Annotated in this window: 19 protein-coding genes and 1 tRNA gene; 15 read left to right on the top strand and 5 right to left on the bottom strand. The window is 37.6% G+C overall.

The window, feature by feature from the left end; genetic code table 11:
- Nucleotides 1-4: 4 nt before the first annotated feature.
- Complete coding sequence (locus O5635_RS05820; RefSeq protein ID WP_036900729.1) at nt 5-478, top strand: low molecular weight protein-tyrosine-phosphatase; 474 nt, start codon at nt 5-7, stop codon at nt 476-478.
- On the opposite strand, the gene O5635_RS05815 is transcribed toward O5635_RS05820, so the two are convergent.
- The gene (locus tag O5635_RS05815) at nt 468-2,018 is read right to left on the bottom strand and encodes a bifunctional pantoate--beta-alanine ligase/(d)CMP kinase (RefSeq protein WP_036900726.1); all 1,551 of its coding nucleotides are present in this window, start codon (nt 2,016-2,018) and stop codon (nt 468-470) included. The two genes, O5635_RS05820 and O5635_RS05815, sit on opposite strands and share 11 nt — an antisense overlap.
- Nucleotides 2,019-2,155: 137 nt before the next feature.
- Between O5635_RS05815 and purM the strand changes: the two genes are divergently transcribed.
- The 3 genes from purM (at nt 2,156) to O5635_RS05800 (ending at nt 4,176) form a co-directional block, all read left to right on the top strand.
- Nucleotides 2,156-3,187 carry a phosphoribosylformylglycinamidine cyclo-ligase gene (gene purM, locus O5635_RS05810; protein ID WP_036900723.1) on the top strand — a complete coding sequence of 344 codons (1,032 nt, stop codon included), beginning with the start codon at nt 2,156-2,158 and terminating at the stop codon, nt 3,185-3,187.
- 166 nt (nt 3,188-3,353) lie between these two features.
- Nucleotides 3,354-3,977 carry a hypothetical protein gene (locus O5635_RS05805; protein ID WP_036900720.1) on the top strand — a complete coding sequence of 208 codons (624 nt, stop codon included), beginning with the start codon at nt 3,354-3,356 and terminating at the stop codon, nt 3,975-3,977.
- Between the two features lie 16 nt (nt 3,978-3,993).
- The gene (locus O5635_RS05800) at nt 3,994-4,176 is read left to right on the top strand and encodes a hypothetical protein (protein ID WP_036900717.1); all 183 of its coding nucleotides are present in this window, start codon (nt 3,994-3,996) and stop codon (nt 4,174-4,176) included.
- A 110-nt stretch (nt 4,177-4,286) separates the two neighbouring features.
- On the opposite strand, the gene O5635_RS05795 is transcribed toward O5635_RS05800, so the two are convergent.
- Nucleotides 4,287-4,418, bottom strand: coding sequence for a hypothetical protein (locus O5635_RS05795; RefSeq protein WP_269607202.1), 132 nt, complete (start codon nt 4,416-4,418; stop codon nt 4,287-4,289).
- Nucleotides 4,419-5,312: 894 nt separating this feature from the next.
- On the opposite strand from O5635_RS05795, the gene O5635_RS05790 reads away from it, so the two are divergent.
- Entirely contained in the window at nt 5,313-5,906 is a 594-nt protein-coding gene (locus tag O5635_RS05790; RefSeq protein ID WP_052042645.1) for an acyltransferase, read from the top strand.
- 355 nt (nt 5,907-6,261) lie between these two features.
- On the opposite strand, the gene O5635_RS05785 is transcribed toward O5635_RS05790, so the two are convergent.
- Nucleotides 6,262-6,332: transfer RNA gene (locus O5635_RS05785), tRNA-Cys, on the bottom strand.
- Between O5635_RS05785 and O5635_RS05780 the strand changes: the two genes are divergently transcribed.
- Both O5635_RS05780 and O5635_RS05775 read left to right on the top strand, forming a co-directional pair.
- Nucleotides 6,297-7,607: a lipid-A-disaccharide synthase-related protein gene (locus O5635_RS05780; protein WP_081934254.1), complete on the top strand. Its 1,311-nt coding sequence runs from the start codon at nt 6,297-6,299 to the stop codon at nt 7,605-7,607. The two genes, O5635_RS05785 and O5635_RS05780, sit on opposite strands and share 36 nt — an antisense overlap.
- Before the next feature lie 13 nt (nt 7,608-7,620).
- Nucleotides 7,621-7,890, top strand: coding sequence for a hypothetical protein (locus tag O5635_RS05775; RefSeq protein ID WP_036900715.1), 270 nt, complete (start codon nt 7,621-7,623; stop codon nt 7,888-7,890).
- A 2-nt stretch (nt 7,891-7,892) separates the two neighbouring features.
- Here the strand turns inward: O5635_RS05775 and O5635_RS05770 are convergent, their stop codons facing one another.
- On the bottom strand, nt 7,893-8,537 hold the full coding sequence (locus O5635_RS05770) for a ribonuclease D (RefSeq protein ID WP_036900713.1): 645 nt from the start codon (nt 8,535-8,537) through the stop codon (nt 7,893-7,895).
- A 242-nt stretch (nt 8,538-8,779) separates the two neighbouring features.
- Here O5635_RS05770 and O5635_RS05765 point away from each other — a divergent pair, with 242 nt between their 5' ends.
- Entirely contained in the window at nt 8,780-9,337 is a 558-nt protein-coding gene (locus tag O5635_RS05765) for a cofactor assembly of complex C subunit B (protein ID WP_036901079.1), read from the top strand.
- A 6-nt stretch (nt 9,338-9,343) separates the two neighbouring features.
- Nucleotides 9,344-10,189, top strand: coding sequence for an N-acetylmuramoyl-L-alanine amidase (locus O5635_RS05760; protein WP_193741989.1), 846 nt, complete (start codon nt 9,344-9,346; stop codon nt 10,187-10,189).
- Here the strand turns inward: O5635_RS05760 and hemF are convergent.
- Nucleotides 10,116-11,147, bottom strand: coding sequence for an oxygen-dependent coproporphyrinogen oxidase (gene hemF / locus O5635_RS05755; RefSeq protein WP_036900711.1), 1,032 nt, complete (start codon nt 11,145-11,147; stop codon nt 10,116-10,118). The two genes, O5635_RS05760 and hemF, sit on opposite strands and share 74 nt — an antisense overlap.
- An 86-nt stretch (nt 11,148-11,233) precedes the next feature.
- Between hemF and O5635_RS05750 the strand changes: the two genes are divergently transcribed.
- The 6 genes from O5635_RS05750 (at nt 11,234) to gshA (ending at nt 18,227) form a co-directional block, all read left to right on the top strand.
- Entirely contained in the window at nt 11,234-12,319 is a 1,086-nt protein-coding gene (locus O5635_RS05750) for an Mrp/NBP35 family ATP-binding protein (protein WP_036900709.1), read from the top strand.
- The gene (gene rodA / locus O5635_RS05745) at nt 12,312-13,592 is read left to right on the top strand and encodes a rod shape-determining protein RodA (protein WP_081934253.1); all 1,281 of its coding nucleotides are present in this window, start codon (nt 12,312-12,314) and stop codon (nt 13,590-13,592) included. Before O5635_RS05750 ends, rodA begins: the two co-directional genes overlap by 8 nt.
- Entirely contained in the window at nt 13,589-14,965 is a 1,377-nt protein-coding gene (locus O5635_RS05740) for a sensor histidine kinase (RefSeq protein WP_152557257.1), read from the top strand. Before rodA ends, O5635_RS05740 begins: the two co-directional genes overlap by 4 nt.
- Before the next feature lie 110 nt (nt 14,966-15,075).
- Complete coding sequence (locus O5635_RS05735) at nt 15,076-15,501, top strand: photosystem I reaction center subunit II PsaD (protein ID WP_036900706.1); 426 nt, start codon at nt 15,076-15,078, stop codon at nt 15,499-15,501.
- A gap of 69 nt (nt 15,502-15,570) precedes the next feature.
- Nucleotides 15,571-17,088, top strand: a complete 1,518-nt coding sequence (locus O5635_RS05730; RefSeq protein ID WP_036900704.1) for an anthranilate synthase component I family protein — start codon at nt 15,571-15,573, stop codon at nt 17,086-17,088.
- Entirely contained in the window at nt 17,088-18,227 is a 1,140-nt protein-coding gene (gene gshA / locus O5635_RS05725; RefSeq protein ID WP_036900702.1) for a glutamate--cysteine ligase, read from the top strand. Before O5635_RS05730 ends, gshA begins: the two co-directional genes overlap by 1 nt.
- Nucleotides 18,228-18,229 lie beyond the last annotated feature (2 nt).

Genomic DNA, 18,229 nt, shown 5'->3' with positions numbered 1-18,229 from the left:
TACTATGCCCGTAAAAATTTTATTTGTTTGTCTTGGTAATATTTGTCGTTCTCCAGCAGCCGAAGCTGTTTTTTTGAACAAGTTAAGGCGTGAAGGCGTTGAAGATCAATACATAGTTGATTCGGCTGGTACTGGAGGATGGCATGTTGGAAGATTAGCTGACTCTAGAATGCGCAAAGCTGCTTTAAAAAGAGGCATCAATATTGAAAGTCGTGCTCGTCAGATTTGCGCTACTGATTTTCAGGAATTTGATTTAGTTCTTACGATGGATAATTCAAATTTTGCAGATGTAAATTCACTTTATCAAGAAATAAAACCAACCTCTAAAGTAGAAATTCGACCTTTTCTCAGCTATGCAGAAAATACAAATCTCTTGGAAGTGCCAGATCCATACTATGGTGGCGATGAAGGATTTGATGATGTATTAGATCTTTTAGATGATGCTGTAAACGGTTTATTTATATGCGTTAATCAATAGGGGTTTGCCAAACCTCTTCAGCTACTTTCATGCGAAACATATCAATTAATGCATTTACTACCTCATCAATATCCATTCCATCGGTAATGAGTTCCCTGGCATCTTCTGACTTAATCAGAGGTGCAATTTTGCGAGAACTATCTATTCTATCCCTTTCCAGAATTTGCTCTTCCAATTCTAATAAACTTGGACACGAAAACCCTTGCTTCTGTAAATCTAAAGCTCTTCTTTTAGCCCTCTCTTTTGGACTTGCTGTCAGAAAAACTTTTAATTCTGCATCTGGGAATACTGCACTTCCTATATCTCTACCTTCAGCTACAAGACCTCCATTTTTTCCTAATTTTTGCTGCTGCTCAGTCAACATTTTTCGTACTATATTTTTAGATGCTATTAATGGAACTTTCTCTGTAATCTTTGGAGCACGAATCTCATTAGTGATGTTTTGTTGATTTAGGAACACATCTTGCATTCCTGATGATGAAATTTTGAGCTCTAGATTCAAATCTTTTAAGGCATCTTTAAGCAGAGCATCATCTTGGTACTTTATTTTATTTTTTTCGAGAAACCATGTTACGGCTCTATACATTGCACCTGTATCAAGATATATCAACCCCAGTTGCTTGGCGAATTGACGAGTGACTGTGCTTTTACCAGCTCCTGCGGGTCCATCTATAGCCACAATTGGATGACGTGCCATTAAAAATATGTGATCTATTAATCGAGTATCTCCACAGCGCACCGCTGCGGCAAGTAAGCATAGGTTTTGATCATAAGAAACAGGAGTTAAAAATTGTGGATCTACAGCTTCTATATATTCAATCCTTAATCCATTCTTTTTCAAATTATTTTCAATTTCTTTTAAATTTAATGGCTCTTTCTTTTGAAATATTATTGAAGCTTTTTTCAGTTCATGAGGTAAAGCAAGGGCTTTCACCATCTCATGACTTGTTAAATAAGTGTTTCTTGAACTGTAGGCTAAATCTTGGCTATTTCTAAATGTTGGTACACCCCTAACTTTTACAGGTATTCCTAAATCATTTATAAGTTGTTTAATGATCACCAGTTGTTGCCAGTCTTTTTCTCCAAGGAATAGTTCAGTGGGTTTTGCTATGTTCAAAAGTCTTACTATTACTGTGGCAACTCCATCAAAATGCCCTTTTCTAGATGCTCCACAAAGATTGGATATTAGTTTTTCAGGTACCTTAATTTGAAAATTTGCACTAGTGCCTCCTGGGAATATGTCTTCGTATTCAGGTATCCAGATAGCACTTGCTCCTGCATCCTCAGCAATAATTGCATCATTTCCCCAATCTCGTGGATATTTGAGGAAATCTTCGTTGGGACCAAATTGAAGAGGATTTACAAAAATACTGACTAAGACAGAATGGTTTTCAAGGCAAGGTAATTTTTTGGCTGCATTGATCAATTTGCTGTGCCCTTCATGTAAAGCCCCCATGGTTGGAACAAAATTAATTCCTTGGTTTTGATTGGCTTGCCAAGATCGAAGATCAGTATTTGTGCGTAGAATGGGGATTTTCACGATGTATTGGGAGCGATTCTTTGTTAGGTTTTAAAGAAGCTTTGTTTTGAATGCTAAATACTATTTATTACATACTGGCTTAAAAATCATCTAGAAAGGAAGATCAGAAGATGAGTAAAGGATGATTAAGGCAAATTATGGATTACAAAACCGCTGGTGTAGATGTGCAAGCAGGAAGGGCGTTTGTTGATCGTATTAGATCAAGCGTTCAAAAAACTGCACGTCCAGAAGTTATAGGGGGTATTGGGGGGTTTGGAGGGTTAATGCGTTTGCCTCAAGGGCTGAGTAAGCCTGTATTGGTTGCTGGAGCAGATGGGGTAGGGACTAAACTTGAATTGGCTCAGGACCATCATTCTCACAAAGGAGTAGGCATCGACGCAGTTGCCATGTGTGTTAATGATGTTATTACCAGCGGTGCAGAACCATTATTTTTTTTGGATTATATAGCTACTGGAAAGCTAGCTCCTCAAGCCCTGTCAGAAGTCATCGAAGGTATTGCAGAAGGTTGCGTATTTTCTAAGTGTGTTTTGTTAGGTGGAGAGACCGCTGAAATGCCAGGTTTTTATTCAAATGAGCGTTATGACATTGCAGGATTTTGTTTGGCAGTAGTTGAAGAAGAGAAAATTATTAATGGCAGTGAAATTAAATCAGGTGATCAGATTATTGGAGTTCAAAGCAGTGGAGTGCATAGTAATGGATTTAGTCTTGTTAGAAAAGTTTTATCAAAGGTCAACGCAGATCAAAAAACTGTTTTTGGGTCAAACAGGCTTCCTTTGATTGAAACTTTATTAAAACCAACTGTTTTATATGTTGAATTAGTCCAACAACTTCTTCTTGAATCTATTCCTCTCAAAGGGATGGCCCATATAACTGGTGGTGGATTGCCTGAAAATTTACCGAGATGCTTACCAAATGGCTTAGTTGCTCGCATCGATAAAAATAGTTGGGATGTCCCTGAAATTTTTCAATGGTTAAAAAAGGAAGGCCAAATTCCTGAGGCTGATTTATGGAATACATTTAATATGGGAATAGGGTTTTGTTTAGTTGTTCCCATAGAGAAAGTTCAAGCAGTAATAGAAATTTCTATAGGAAATGGATATCAGGCTTGGCCAATTGGTGAAGTCCAAAAATCAGAACTATCGGATAAGCCAAAATTGCTTGGCTTATAAAAATCGATTTTTTCGGAAATTAACTTTCGTTATTTCATTAATTTTGCATCGGAGTTAAAAGACAATGACTTTTGCACCTAATTTGATGATGATGGATACTAATATTTAGTTAATGCAAGCCGAATATTCTTTCGGAAGCTGTGTAGCTAGATCTTGAATTAGTTCAATGCCCTTTGAAAATCAACAGCGTTCAACGCGTAGGCGTAGTTCAGCAGGACCTGTTCCTCCAAGACGCCCTTTACCTAATTTTGCAAATGTCGATACTCGACAGGGACCAAAACCTACTTTTTTAACTTTGAGAGATCATGGGAAGGTTTATGTAGCAGATCTCCCTAATCTTTCTGATGGCCAATTGGCTCATATCTTTAAGGAAGCTGAGGAAGTACTTTCTAGTTTGGAAAGACGTATTAATGATTTAGAAACTGATACAGATGACCTATCTAAAGATAATGACACTTTGATTAAAGCTTCTACAAAGCATGAAGTAACTCTGAGATTTATTAGGGCTATAGAAGATGAACAGGAACATAGAAGCAACAATCCTGCTTTAAAAGATGCTGCTAGTGAATCTTTGCCGAGAACTTTTTTAGAAATTGCTCGACATAGATTGCCTGGAGCAACTTTTGATTCATTGTTGAGAGAGGCTTTGGAAGCTTGCTCTAAGGGAGAAGAATTAACAAATAAAGCTGAGGAGAAGGTAAGACCTTCTTCTGATGAGAGTTCACAAGTCAAGATTGTTGATCTGCCTTCTCAAAGCGTTGTGCAAATAGTTAATAATTTAGAGGAATAGCACTTGATCTGATCTAATGTCTAATATCGGTGAGGAAGGCAAGGGTAACTTGTTTAATAAAAATTTCGAAAAAAATAATCTAGAAAAAAGTCTTTTGCAATTAACTGAGGAAGATAAAATCCTTTGCATACATTGCAAACGCACAAAAAACAATGGACTAAGGTGTTTGGGTATTTGCGTAGCAGACAATGAATACTAGCTTACTTTGCTATTATTGATAATTCCTTATTAATTACCTAGAATTTATTAAATATCTTTGAATTTTTTTTGCTATTTAATTGTTATCAGTGAATTAGTTTTTGTCTAATTTTAATTTATGAATGGGAAGAAAACTTTTTCATATCCTAGTAGGGCGCCTAGTGAAGCTACAATAAAACCTGACACAACAACTACAACAAAAAGACCATACAAATTGTCCTGAGGCTGAAATTTAGTTGCCATAATTACGAAGAAGGTGTCTAACTGTATAAGAGGATCTACTAAGAGAGTACACTTCTTAATAATTTTCAAGCTAGCTTTTTGACTACGGTAGATCCTTGGCAAATTTTTAACTCTCCTTTATTGTCAACTTTCCTTTTTTGGAAATGCTGAAATGATCCAATCTAAATTGCTTCTTAAAAGCTTGGTAATCTATCAAACAGCAACTCTTGCAATGGTTTGAGCTAATTAATACCAGTTACTTAAGACCATCTGAAATATGATGAAAGGCTAAATTCTTAGGCTATCTCCTAGTGAGAAGAGACTAAAAAGACTTAGGCAAATTATTTGCACATCAAGGATTTTTTGTACAAAAACAAACAATTGTTATAAGTGCCTTTGAGATTGGTATAGTTAAGGAGGACACTCCTCACACAATTGTCCATAAGGGCGCTGCTCGTCGAGGGCGCCCATTTTTTATGGTTTGTCCTGCGAGAGTTTTTTTTACCATTAGTATTTCTAGGGATTTTTGGCCCATTTTTTTTGGCCTAAATATTGTTGTGTTTGTATTGAGACTTGAGCCTTGCTAAATAAACTTTTCAATAAAGCTGTATTCAGGAGTTTTTACTTAGTGACCACTTCTTCTTTTGTTTCTAGAAATAGAGAAGGAGTCAAGATGCACCCCAACTATGATCTTGACTCAAGGGCATCTGCTAGGAATTGAGATGCCCTTACAATTTTTTGACGCCCTTTAACGGGGAATTTGCGGGAACCCCTATCCATAAATGCTTTTTTTCATAGCAGAAGCAACTATTCTGCAAAAAATTATAGGATCATTTTAAATCTTTTATAAACTTGATCATCTAAAAGATTATGCTTATATTTTCTAGTAGTTTGAGCATCTATTCCAGATGAGATATGAAAGATTTTTATAGTATTTCTAATAAGGCTCTGTCAATTATTCCATTAATTATACTAAGGTCTACGAAGACATTTATAAACCTTTTAGACAGGTTGTTCTCGCATTTAATAGCTTATACATTTTTAGCTTGCGGTCAAAATTTTCGTGTCAAAGCATTTAGCTCTTCAATCAGTAATCCAGAGAATATTTCTATAGGAAAGAACTTTTCATCTATGGGAGGACTTTATATGCATGCTTGTAAAGGTGAAATAAAGATTGGTAATAATTTAAAATTGAATACTAATATTATTATTGGAGCATCAAGTGGTGAAATAATCATTGGTGACGATGTCTTAATCGGCAGCAATGTTGTTTTACGTGCCGCGGATCATATTTTTAGCCAGAGAGATAAATTAATTCAATTACAGGGTCATAGAAGTGGCAAGATAGTTATTGAAAATGATGTCTGGATTGGATCTAATTGTGTGATTACTAAAGGAGTAAGGATAGGAAAAGGAGCAGTAATTGCGGCTGGAGCTGTTGTAACAAAGGATGTCTCGGCTTTCTCATTAGTAGCAGGAGTGCCAGCTAAGAAAATTTCTGAAAGATAAAAATTTCAGCTCTAATATACTTAGACATTTAATAAAACTGTTGTTACTCATTCATCTAGTTCTTGATGGATTTATTATCTATATTTTGTTAATTTGATTATTTCTGGATATAGATTCTTGTTTATTATTTCATACAATTATTAATCTTTTAAATATTAATTAACTCCTTCTTTGGCTAGTGATACGGATTCTTTTGGTAGTGTATAGACCAGAACTTTGGCAAAATGAAATCAGGCAGATGTTTTCATTGCCATACTATTTTCTATAAACCTAAAAAATTTGAAACTTGCAACACGCTACAAATGGAGCATTTTGCTAGAGCGTGGTTTCAAGAAAATCAAGCGCAGTTTTAAAAAGGCGGCACCCAGATTCGAACTGGGGATAAAGGATTTGCAATCCTCTGCCTTACCACTTGGCCATGCCGCCGAATATCAGAATGATTTTACTTTTGAAAAAGCTATCAATCAACCTAACAAGGAAGTTTTAGTTCTATCTAATGGGCATGGAGAAGATTTAATTGCTTTAAGAATCTTAGAGGCTATTCATGACAAAGAACCAGAATTAAACCTTGAAGTATTGCCTTTAGTAGGAGAAGGACATGTTTTTGCCTCCGCGATTGCTGAGAATTGGTTAGTTAAAAAAGGTCCTATTTTTCGTTTGCCTAGTGGTGGTTTTAGTAATCAAAGTCTGACTGGTTTTTTTTCTGATGTTTTTGCAGGCCTATTTTATTTCACCCTCAAGCATTGGGTTTATGTAAGACGTTCGGTGTTGAGTGGTAAGACGGTATTGGCTGTGGGAGATTTGTTACCTTTGTTTTTTGCCTGGAGTACTGGTGGATTGTATGGCTTTGTAGGTACCCCAAAAAGTGATTACACATGGGCGACTCTTCCCAGTCAATCACTTAGTGATTATTATCATCGACTCAAAGGATCGGAATGGGATCCTTGGGAATGGGTATTGATGAGGTCTAATAGATGTAAATTTGTAGCAGTTAGAGATCACTTAACAGCTAGAGGTTTGGCAAGACAATCCATCAATGTTATTGCTCCTGGCAATCCAATGATGGATGGGTTTCTTCTAAATGAATGCCCTAATGAATTGAAAAGCTTTAGATGTATTTTATTGCTTTGTGGTAGCCGCATGCCTGAGGCCTTAAAAAACTTTAGGCGTTTAATGAGTTCGGCTTTACTAATTAGAAGTAAAAAGCCTTTGGCAATATTAGTGACGGTAGGAACTGAGCCGTCTTTATTTGAGATTGAAGACTCTTTAAAAACATTAGGCTTTCTTCAGGCTTCCTCTGTCGAGAATACTTTCCACTTTGATAGCAGTTGGAGAAAAGGTTTGTGTTCGGTTTTTATTGGAGTTAAAAAATTTCAAGATTGGGCAGCTTTTGCTGAGATTGGTCTTGCAAATGCAGGAACTGCGACTGAGCAATTGGTTGGATTGGGGACTCCTTGCCTTTCCTTGCCAGGCAGCGGACCTCAGTTTAAGAAATCATTTGCTATTCGTCAGAGCCGCTTGCTAGGGGGAGCAGTGATTCCGTGTAGAAGTACTCTTCACTTGGCGGAATCTGCAGAGTTACTACTGAATGATGAGGCTCTGAGAAGTGATTTGTCTAATAGAGGTATACGACGTATGGGTTGCATGGGTGGTAGTTCAATATTGGCATCATTTGTTTTAAAGTTTTTAATAAGGTATTAATAGTTTTTAGATTATGGCGGGTATCAAGGAGCATGATTATTTGAAAGTGTGCGCGGAGTTAGCTTCTTGCTTAAGTATTAGCATTGCTGCTGCTAGTAAGAAGATTGATATTGTTGCTGCCAAGCAAGGTGCTAAAGATTTAGCTTCTAGAAAGAAAGTAGCTCAACTTATGCTGGATGAAGCGAGAGCTTTAGCTTTAAAAGGAGAGTCTTCAATAACCAGTCAACTTGATACTTTGCTCGAAGCACTTGCTGAAGAAGAAAATTTTTTAGTAGAAGATTAGTTTTAATGTTCGAATATGTTCCCAAAGCGATTTATATCTAAATCTGACATGACTGGTATGCATTGAAAGCATCTTTGAGCTAGTTCCCACCGATCCTCTCTTTTCAGCATTAGTTCTAATTTTTCTTTTGCTTTTAGTAGATACCTCACATCATTAGCTGCATACATCAATTGTTTATCTGTAAGTTCATTAACTTCCCCCCAATCACTACTTTGAGCTTGCTTATCGAGTTCAACGTTTACAAGTTCCATGATTACTTCTTTCAGACCATGTCTAGGGCTATATGTTCTTCCAAGCTTACTTGCAACTTTAGTGCAGAAGTTAGGGTTAACCTTGATTCCAAGATTGCTTGACATTGCAGCAATATCAAATCGAGCAAAATGAAAAACTTTTTGAATTGATGGATCTTCCATCAGATTTTTTAAAAGAGGTGCTGAGGTTTGATGTTGTTCAATTCTTATACATGTAACATTATCTGATTCATCACAAATTTGAACCAGACATAGCCTATCTCTTCCATGAATCAGCCCCATAGCTTCAGTATCTATTGCTAGAGCTTGTTTTTTGCTATATCTACGAAAGCTTTCTTCATTCAGGTCTTGATTAAAGATATTGAACGTATGTGGTGAGTTGGGATGAAGAGGCATAAGTGGTCATTAGCACGACAACAAACAAGAGTCTTAAAGTTAGATGTCTGAAAAATCTTTGAAGACTACAGAACTGCATTTTACAATTTATATTGTATTTAAACTTTTTTCTTTATTCCGAGGGACTATTTAATGATGAAATGCACAGATGTAGAGAATCAGTTGCAAGTCTTTAAAATTTAGTGGTAGAGATTAAATTTCATCTGAATTCATTTCTTGATTTATCGTTTGCTGCTTTGGGAATGTCGACTGCTTCTTACAACACAACGTTAGCTTTGACTATCTTGCTGGCCATTGGCTTAGGATTTTTTCTACGTGCTGCCAGTAAAGATAGAACAACAATTGTAGATATAGCTTCTGAATTGCCTCCTGTGGAGGTCCTTACTGGAATTAGTGATTGGTTAGAAGCGAGAGGATGGCGCAGAGAGGGAGGTGATATTGATAGGCAGGTTTTGCGTTTTAATGGAAAGGTTTCTTACAGCCCTTGGTTGGCTGTTTTCTTGTCATTGTTATGTGCTCTTGGGGGGGCTTGCTTGGGATTGGTTTTTTGCCAACTCTTCCCTGTAATTGCTTGGTGGCCATTATCTCTTCTCTTGCTTGGTCCTTTGGCAGGGTTGTTTTATAGGTATAGAGCTTTTAGGACTGAGTGTGTGGAACTCCAGTTGCTTAGCGTCACGGAGGAGTCAAGCAGTGTATTACGTTTACGGGCACATAGAGATGAGCTAATTGCAATGGAATTAGAGCTTGGAAAGAAACTTGTTTTAAAAAGTGATGGTTCTTTGCTTGCATCACCTATTTAATTGACAATGTCCAGACTTAAATTGCATCTTTTAAACTTATTTTTGTTAACAAGCATTGGGATTTTCGTCTTTCTACAACTTGCTTTCAAAAAAGTTGACCATTCTTTAACGACTAGTAAGAGTGAATTGCAACTTGGTGAAAAGTTTCCAAAAAAGAGTTTTTGGTTTGGTAATAAAGCAGTATCTCCTTCGATTGCAATACTGATACTTGCTGGCCACGCAGATTCTCAAGGGATTGAAGGAGCTGGTACTTCTGGGGAGGCAGTTGATTTGAACGGGCTTCCACCAATGGATGCAAATATTAGCGATGAGCTTTTTTGGAACTTGAAAGTATGTAGTGCTGTGGTAAAGCTGGGGAAAGAACAAGGATTGAATATAAGCTTTTATGATCCTGGAGTAAGAACTATTGTTGATGCAAATAATCTACATACCAACTGGTCAGTAGGTGCTATACATGCACGCAAGGGAGGATACCCTTTGGAAATTCATTTTGATTCATATGGTCACCATGGTTTTGGCTCTGGTTTGATACCACCTATATCTCCGAGAATGAACAATATAGACGAATCCTTAGCAAGGAATTTTGGCCGTTATCCATTATTTTTTAGAGGAGGTCTTGGAGGCCCTAGAAGGCAAATAAGACTACTAGAAATTGGCAAACTAGAAGGTGCTTTGGAGAATTCTTTACGGGATACAAACACTAGAGAAGCAACCATTCAAGCAATAGCCGAAAGGGTTGTGAACGCAATTTCCTGGGGAGTTAATCAAAAAAATTTATTTAATCCAAAGCGCCCAAAGGGCGACATCTTTCATCTAACTCCTGATCTTGAAACCATTCCTGAGGCTTTGTAAAAACTTCTGTAAGTAGTTGCTCTCGGGACCCAGGCTCTGCTTTGTAGCCATACTCCCATCTAACTAAAGGAGGAAGAGACATTAAAATTGATTCTGTTCGCCCATTCGTTTGGAGACCAAAAATTGTTCCTCTATCCCACACGAGATTAAATTCAACATATCTGCCACGTCTGTAAAGTTGAAACTGTCTTTCACGGTCACCATATACTTGATTATGTCGCTTTTCAATTATTGGAATATATGACTTTAAGAATGCTTTTCCGCATGCTTTAGCTAAAGAATAAAGCTCTTCCCAAGACATTGGGTGTTTACCTAGCTCATTGGAAATCTTTGCAGCAGAGCCTTGAGGGTTTGGACCTTTATAGAGTATGCCTGATCCATCTTGATAATCAAAGAATATACCTCCAACCCCTCTGCTTTCATTGCGATGCTTTAAGAAAAAATATTCATCGCACCAAGGCTTGAAAACCTTGTGAAGTTCAGGATTTATAGAATCACAAGCTTCTGCATGGCTTTTGTGGAAATGTCTAGTATCGCTTAAGTAGGGGTAGTAAGGAGTTAAATCAGCACCGCCCCCAAACCACCACACTGGCCCAGCCTCGAAATAACGGTAATTTAGGTGCACTGTTGGTATATAAGGATTGCGGGGATGAAGAACCATGGAGGTTCCAGTTGCAAACCATTTATGGCCTTTGGCTTCTGGTCTTTGATTAATTATGGATGGAGGTAACTCTTCTCCTTGAACTTCTGAAAAGTTCACACCTCCTTGTTCAAGAACTCTTCCTTCACTCATGACACGAGACCTGCCACCACCACCTTCTGGCCTTATCCAAGATTCCTCCTGGAAGGCACCTTCTTTATCTATACTTTCAAGTCCTTCACAAATTTCATCTTGCAAACCCATTAAAAGCTCTTTAGCTTTTTGTCGAGAATTACTAGGAGGTTTTGGTAGTGACATTTTTTATATCTCTATTTTCTTTTTGAGAGTAGGACATAGGCACAGCAGAATACCGCTTTAGGATTAAAGAATTAAAATTGCTAATTATGACTAATGCCGCAGAGGCAATTACAGCTCTTTCTTCAATAAAAGATTCTGGTAGCGGGAAATCACTAATTGAACTTGGTTGGTTAAATCAGATCAGAGTTGCACCTCCGAGAGTGACACTTAGGCTTACGCTTCCAAATTTTGCGCAGAGTCAAAGAGAGCGCATAGCTAAAGAAACAAAAGCTGTATTAGAAAGACTAGAAGACATTCATGAAGTGCAAATTGAATTAGGCACTGCTTCTGAAGAAGGATCAATTGGAAAAGCTGGACATGGCCAAATTCAACCCTTGCAATCTATAGAAGGCGTTAAAAATATCATTGCAGTAACTAGTGGCAAGGGAGGAGTTGGCAAAAGCACTGTTTCTGTCAACCTTGCTTGCGCGCTTGCTCAAAGTGGATACAAAGTCGGCTTGTTAGACGCTGATATTTATGGTCCAAATACCCCAACAATGCTTGGTGTCGCTCAACAAACACCAGAAGTATTTGGTAGTGGTGCAGATCAAAAAATTGTGCCTATTGAAAGTTTTGGGATAGCAATGGTTTCTATGGGATTTCTTATTGATGAGGACCAACCAGTGATATGGAGAGGACCAATGCTTAATGGCATTATCCGACAATTTCTGTACCAGGCTTCTTGGGGCGAGAGAGACTTTTTGGTTGTAGATATGCCCCCAGGTACAGGTGACGCACAACTTTCACTAGCTCAAGCAGTCCCAATCACAGGTGCAATAATAGTTACTACTCCTCAAAAAGTTTCACTCCAAGATGCAAGGAGAGGATTGGTTATGTTTAAGCAAATGGAGATACCTATTCTTGGAGTCATTGAGAATATGTCTGTATTCATCACACCTGATTTGCCCCAAAGAAAATATACTTTATTTGGTTCTGGAGGAGGTGAAAAATTAGCTCAAGAACATAATATTCCATTATTAAGTAAAGTGCCTATGGAAATACACGTACTAGAAAGTGGCAATGAAGGAGCTCCTATAGTTAATACTCATCCAGACTCTTTAAGTGCTCAAGCTTTTAAAGAAATTTCACAAAAGATTGTAAATAGTATTAATAATAATGTAAATAATGGCTAGTCCTTTGACTCCTATTAAAAGTAAAAAATTTAGCAGAAGATTCTCTTTTACTCCCCGAAAACTAAAAGATATTGAATGGATTCTTTGGACAATACCTATCATCCTAGTCTTTTTATCAGGGTTATTAATTGCTAGCACACAGAGGAATATTGATTATGCTCAATGGTACCAACATTGGTTCACAGGAATATTAGGTATATTGGTTGCTTTTTTTTTAGCACAATTGCCTTTAGAAAGGATACGTTTATTTTTAATGCCCTTATATTTTCTAACGATTTCCGCTCTGCTTGCCGTTAGATTTTTTGGTGTATCTGCTCTAGGTGCTCAAAGATGGTTGAGTTTTGGAGGGGTTAATATTCAGCCTTCAGAAATTGCAAAAATCACTTTAATTGTTGTTCTAGCTGCCTTATTAGAGCGTCAGAAATTTGACTCTCCACGACAATTGTGGAAACCATTGCTAGTAATAAGTTTGCCTTGGTTCTTAGTATTTATTCAACCAGACTTAGGAACCTCGCTTGTATTTGGTGCGGTGTTATTAATTATGCTTTATTGGTCTGGGATGCCTCTTGAATGGCTACTAATTTCTTTGTCTGGGATATTCACATCAATTTTATCAGGACTTTTCCCTTTACTCCTATTTGCGTGGATACCTTTTATAGGTTTTTTGGCTTACAAATCTCTAGGGAAGAAGAATTTACCAGCAATTTTGATCATGTCTTTACAATCTCTAATTGCATGGTTAACCCCGTGGCTATGGAATTATGGTCTAAAAGATTATCAAAGAGATCGATTGCTTTTATTTATTGAACCTACTAAGGACCCTCTGGGAGGTGGTTATCATTTAATTCAAAGCACTATTGGAATTGGTTCGGGAGGAATACTTGGGACTGGCTTATTTCAAGGTCAGTTAACAAAACTGCGTTTTATTCCAGAACAGCATACAGATTTTATTTTTAGTGCCCTAGGAGAAGAAACTGGTTTTTTAGGAACACTTTTTGTCATCATCTCTTTCCTCATTTTTATACTTAGACTCATTAATATTTCGAGGGATGCGCATACAGATTTTGAATCTTTGGTTGTAATAGGTGTGGCTTCAATGATTATCTTCCAAGTTGTTGTTAATATTTTTATGACTATAGGACTTGGACCCATAACTGGAATTCCATTACCATTTATGAGTTATGGCCGAACTGCCTTATTAGTTAATTTCATTTCTCTAGGGCTTTGTTTATCAGTGGCTCGAAGAGGCAGATCATTTAATAAAAATTGGTGACTAATCAAATTTCAATTAGCTCTATTCACAAGCGAATGGCTCAAGGGGTCCCACTAGGAAGAGTTGATGAGCAAATTGTTAGAAGATTATGGTGGGCAGCCTTAGATACTTTGCAGGATGAAATATTGCTCCCAATGAATCTTACAAAAGGGTTGTGGCTTGCTTCTCCCTTGCCAGCACTATATGAACCAAGATTATTAGATCATCTTCAAGGTTGGGTTTGGGCTCCTGATGAGTTATCTAATCTTAATTATCTTAATCCTTTTTTACTTCCTCCATCTAGCGCGAGATCTATTAATCAAAAGAGTAATTCTCAAAAAAATAATTTTAATAGATTCCCTTTACTAAAGGATGATGGACATGACCCTTTATTAATAATTATTACCCCTGAAGTACAAGTTGCAATTGCTCTCCAAGGAAATCCTGGTGAAAGAAATTTGCTTATGAGAAGTGATCCTGAAACATTTAAAGATTTGCTTACTATGTTAGATATAAGACTTGATAGTGAAGAATCTCATCAGGCCAATCAACTGAGGGAAGCATTGGCCAATTTGGGTCAATTAAGAAGTAATGAAGATCTTTCAAAGATTTTTTGGCCCTTGCTTGCTTCCAGGATGGCAGGGATTGCCCCAAGCTTAAACATTCAGACTCTCCCAGACAGTGAAAATCTAGATCAATTAGAAACAAAAACTAGTGAAGAAATCTTGCTGCTAGAAGCATTGACCCATGAAGTTAGGACTCCTTTGGCAACTATTAGAACGCTTATAAGATCTTTATTACGAAGAAAAGACCTCTCTCAGGTTGTAATTTCTAGACTTAAACAGATTGATACCGAATGCACTGAGCAAATTGATAGATTTGGTTTGATTTTTAATGCTGTAGAGCTTGAACGAAATGAAACTAAGAAATCAAATTTAGCTAGCACTGATTTAGGGAATATGCTTCAAATGCTTTATCCAGCATGGAAAGAAAAATTGTATAGAAGGGGTTTAGCGTTGAATTTAGATATAGCTTCAGATTTACCTCAGGTTTTAAGTGATCCGGAGAGGTTGGAGTTGATGTTAGGAGGATTGATCGATAGAAACACACGAGGCCTTCCTCCTGGAGGAAGAATTTCTCTTGTTTTAAGGCCTGCAGGACAGCGCTTAAAGCTTCAAATCATTGATGAATCCCCCCCCGAAAAGTATAAAAAGCATCATGGTATTGAGCAAAATTCTGATCTTGGAACTGTCTTAAGTTGGAACCCTAATACTGGGAGTTTGCAATTGACGCAAGGTGCTACTCAGAGGCTTTTAGCAAGTCTGGGAGGACGTTTGACTAGTCGTCGGGATAGAGGGCTAATTGTTTTTTTTCCGATCGCAGAAGCAAAATAATGCTTGCTTAATGTTGACTCGTGTGAAGGTTCTGCATTGCAAGTAACAAAAGGTACAAAGGATAGTGCTACTTTCAATTTGTAATTGAATGCCTAATTGCGAGAACAGCAATGACAGAAGTTTTGAAAGGCAGTCTTCCTCAAAGCATTGGAAGCACCGGTGGTTTACTTAATGCTGCGGAAACCGAAGAAAAATATGCAATTACCTGGAGTAGTAAAAAATCCCAGGCCTTTGAGCTACCCACTGGAGGTGCAGCTGTTATGAACGAAGGCGAGAACCTGATGTATTTTGCTCGTAAAGAACAATGTCTTGCTTTAGGAACTCAGCTGAGGTCATTTAAACCAAGAATTGAAGACTATAAAATATATAGAGTTTTCCCTGGAGGAGATACCGAGTTTCTTCATCCTAAAGATGGAGTATTCCCTGAGAAGGTAAATGAAGGTAGAAGCATTATTAATCACAATCCTCGTAGGATTGGTGAGAACCCAAATCCTGCAAGCATAAAATTTACAGGTAAGAAAACTTTCGATTCTTAGCTGTACGAATCTAAGAAATATTTTTGCCTAAATTTTACTCGTATACCAATAGGCTGCGATGATGCATAAATGCATAGTTCTGATCGTGATTCATTTTTACAAGCTGCTTCTAGAGGCTTAACTTTTATTCCCCTTGTTGAGAGTTGGCCTGCAGATCTTGAGACTCCTCTCACCACCTGGTTAAAAGTTGGGCAAGGTAAACCTCCAGGTGTTTTATTGGAATCTGTCGAAGGCGGTGAAACACTTGGGAGATGGAGTGTTATAGCATCTGATCCACTATGGGTAGCAAAAGCTAATGGCGATAAATTAATTCGGAGTTGGCGGAATGGAGAGTCTGATGAATTTGTCGGCAATCCATTTGAAACCCTTAGAGATTGTTTAAGACCTTATCGTTCAGAACCGATCCCTGACTTGCCTTTTCTCGGGCAATTGTATGGGATGTGGGGCTATGAATTAATTCAGTGGATAGAAGCTACTGTTCCAACGTTTGCAAGAGGAAAGAACGATCCGCCTGATGGTGTGTGGATGTTTATGGATAGAATTATTATTTTTGATCAAGTCAAACGTCTGATCCATGCAGTTTCTTATGGCGATCTAGTGCTTCATGACTCTCCTTCAGAGGCCTATGAGATTGCTTTAAAGGGAACAAAATATTTAGAATCACTTTTAGAAGCTCCTTTGCCTTCTATCAAACCTCTTCGATGGAGTTCGACAACAGATATACCTGCTTCAATTCAGAGCAATACAACTAAAACTGAATTCGAAAGCGCAGTCAATTCGGCTAAGCAATTTATTAAACGTGGAGATATTTTTCAAATTGTTTTAAGTCAGAAATTAACTACTCAGGTAACTAATGAATCATTTGAAATTTATCGCAGCTTGCGCATGGTGAACCCTTCACCTTTTATGGCGTTCTTTGATTTTGGTGATTGGCAGTTAATCGGATCGAGTCCTGAGGTTATGGTGCAAGCAACGCCATATAAAGATTCTATTTCTGCAAGTTTGCGCCCTATAGCTGGAACAAGACCTAGAGGGAAGGATAATGAAGAAGATGAACAATTAGCAATTGAGCTGTTATCTGATCCTAAAGAAAGGGCTGAACATGTAATGCTGGTTGATTTGGGCCGCAATGATTTAGGCCGTGTATGTATTCCGGGAAGTGTTTCAGTGAAAGAGTTAATGGTTATCGAAAAGTATTCACATGTCATGCACATAGTTAGTGAGGTTCAAGGAAAATTAGAAGAAGGGAAAGATGTCTGGGATTTATTGATGGCTGCATTTCCTGCTGGAACAGTTTCGGGAGCTCCTAAAATAAGAGCAATGCAATTAATTAATGAGCTTGAAAGAGATTCTCGAGGTCCATATTCGGGAGTGTATGGATCTATGGACTTAAATGGAGCTTTAAATACTGCTATCACTATTCGCACTATGGTTGTTTCCCGAAATGCTCAGGGTGAGTTAAGTGTTCAAGTACAAGCAGGAGCAGGCGTTGTGGCTGATTCTATTCCATCAAATGAATTTCAAGAAACTATAAATAAAGCAAAAGGCATGCTTCATGCCTTAGGTTGTCTACAGCAGGATAATTAATGAATAATTTATTACTAAAAGGCTTTGAAGTTGAATTATTTACTGGTCACTTTTCTGGAGAAAATGTTGGAGTTTCTGCAGAAGTAACTAAGGAATTTTCCGATTTTGTTAAAGAGCCTGATAAACGTAATTTGGAATATATTACTCAACCTGAAAGAGATTATTCTAATTTAAAAGAACTACTTCTAGAACCCCGAAGAAAGTTAAGAGAATGGCTCAAGCATCGCGATCTGACAATTTTGCCTGGTAGTACATTGACTTTGGGGAATAGTAACCAATTTGAAAGATCTGACACTTCTAACTCCTACCATGAATATATAGAGAAGAATTACGGGACAAGGGTTGTCACAGCAAGTGTTCATATCAATTTGGGGATTGAAGACGTATCATTCCTTTTTTCTGCGCTTAGATTGCTTAGGTGTGAGGCAGCTTTATTTTTAGCACTTAGTGCAAGCTCCCCCTTTTTGGATGGGGTAATTACTGGAGCTCACTCTCAAAGATGGATCCAATTCCCAATAACGCCTAGGGAAGTTCCACTATTTAAGAATCATGCGGAATATATTACTTGGATAGAAGATCAACTTAGGCAGGGGGCAATGCACAATCCTCGGCATTTATGGACTGCTGTAAGGCCTAATGGCCCAAACCGACCATATGAATTAAACCGCCTAGAATTGCGCATTTGTGATCTCATCACTAACTGCGATTTACTTTTAGCAGTGACAACTTTGCTTGAATTAAGAGTTTTGAGCCTTTTAAATAATCCAGGTCATTTAGATCCTTTTCACGCAACACGTTTAAGTGATCAACAGTTATTGAAACTTATTGCTATGAATGAAGAAGCATCAGCAAGATTTAGTCTGGATGCAACTCTAAATCACTGGGTTGATGGGAAAGAAATTTCTTGTCGTCAATGGATATTAGAACTCTTTGAGGAGGTAACACCTTTGGCAAATCAGCTAGACCTTTATAAGCAACTTTCTCCTATTACTGAGGTGTTAAAAAATGGTAATCAAGCTATGCAATGGATTGACTCTTATTCAAAAGGAGAATCACTACAAACTCTTTTAAAAAAGACTATTAAAGATATGGAAAGTGAAGAAGTCTTGAAAAGACAAACATCAGTAGAATTTGATTGATT

This window comes from Prochlorococcus marinus str. MIT 0919 (assembly GCF_027359375.1).
Lineage (GTDB): Bacteria > Cyanobacteriota > Cyanobacteriia > PCC-6307 > Cyanobiaceae > Prochlorococcus_D.
Note: the sequence above shows the minus strand (reverse complement) of the source record. Positions and strands in the feature narration are given on the sequence as shown.

Excerpts from the sequence above, each read along its gene's own strand:
- O5635_RS05765 (WP_036901079.1), top strand. The coding sequence starts at position 8,780 with ATGTCGACTGCTTCTTACAACACAACGTTAGCTTTGACTATCTTGCTG.
- O5635_RS05730 (WP_036900704.1), top strand. The coding sequence starts at position 15,571 with ATGCATAGTTCTGATCGTGATTCATTTTTACAAGCTGCTTCTAGAGGC.
- O5635_RS05795 (WP_269607202.1), bottom strand. The coding sequence starts at position 4,418 with ATGGCAACTAAATTTCAGCCTCAGGACAATTTGTATGGTCTTTTTGTT.
- O5635_RS05770 (WP_036900713.1), bottom strand. The coding sequence starts at position 8,537 with ATGCCTCTTCATCCCAACTCACCACATACGTTCAATATCTTTAATCAA.
- O5635_RS05735 (WP_036900706.1), top strand. The coding sequence starts at position 15,076 with ATGACAGAAGTTTTGAAAGGCAGTCTTCCTCAAAGCATTGGAAGCACC.
- rodA (WP_081934253.1), top strand. The coding sequence starts at position 12,312 with ATGGCTAGTCCTTTGACTCCTATTAAAAGTAAAAAATTTAGCAGAAGA.
- gshA (WP_036900702.1), top strand. The coding sequence starts at position 17,088 with ATGAATAATTTATTACTAAAAGGCTTTGAAGTTGAATTATTTACTGGT.
- hemF (WP_036900711.1), bottom strand. The coding sequence starts at position 11,147 with ATGTCACTACCAAAACCTCCTAGTAATTCTCGACAAAAAGCTAAAGAG.
- O5635_RS05805 (WP_036900720.1), top strand. The coding sequence starts at position 3,354 with ATGCCCTTTGAAAATCAACAGCGTTCAACGCGTAGGCGTAGTTCAGCA.
- O5635_RS05775 (WP_036900715.1), top strand. The coding sequence starts at position 7,621 with ATGGCGGGTATCAAGGAGCATGATTATTTGAAAGTGTGCGCGGAGTTA.
- O5635_RS05790 (WP_052042645.1), top strand. The coding sequence starts at position 5,313 with ATGAAAGATTTTTATAGTATTTCTAATAAGGCTCTGTCAATTATTCCA.
- purM (WP_036900723.1), top strand. The coding sequence starts at position 2,156 with ATGGATTACAAAACCGCTGGTGTAGATGTGCAAGCAGGAAGGGCGTTT.
- O5635_RS05820 (WP_036900729.1), top strand. The coding sequence starts at position 5 with ATGCCCGTAAAAATTTTATTTGTTTGTCTTGGTAATATTTGTCGTTCT.
- O5635_RS05800 (WP_036900717.1), top strand. The coding sequence starts at position 3,994 with ATGTCTAATATCGGTGAGGAAGGCAAGGGTAACTTGTTTAATAAAAAT.
- O5635_RS05760 (WP_193741989.1), top strand. The coding sequence starts at position 9,344 with ATGTCCAGACTTAAATTGCATCTTTTAAACTTATTTTTGTTAACAAGC.
- O5635_RS05750 (WP_036900709.1), top strand. The coding sequence starts at position 11,234 with ATGACTAATGCCGCAGAGGCAATTACAGCTCTTTCTTCAATAAAAGAT.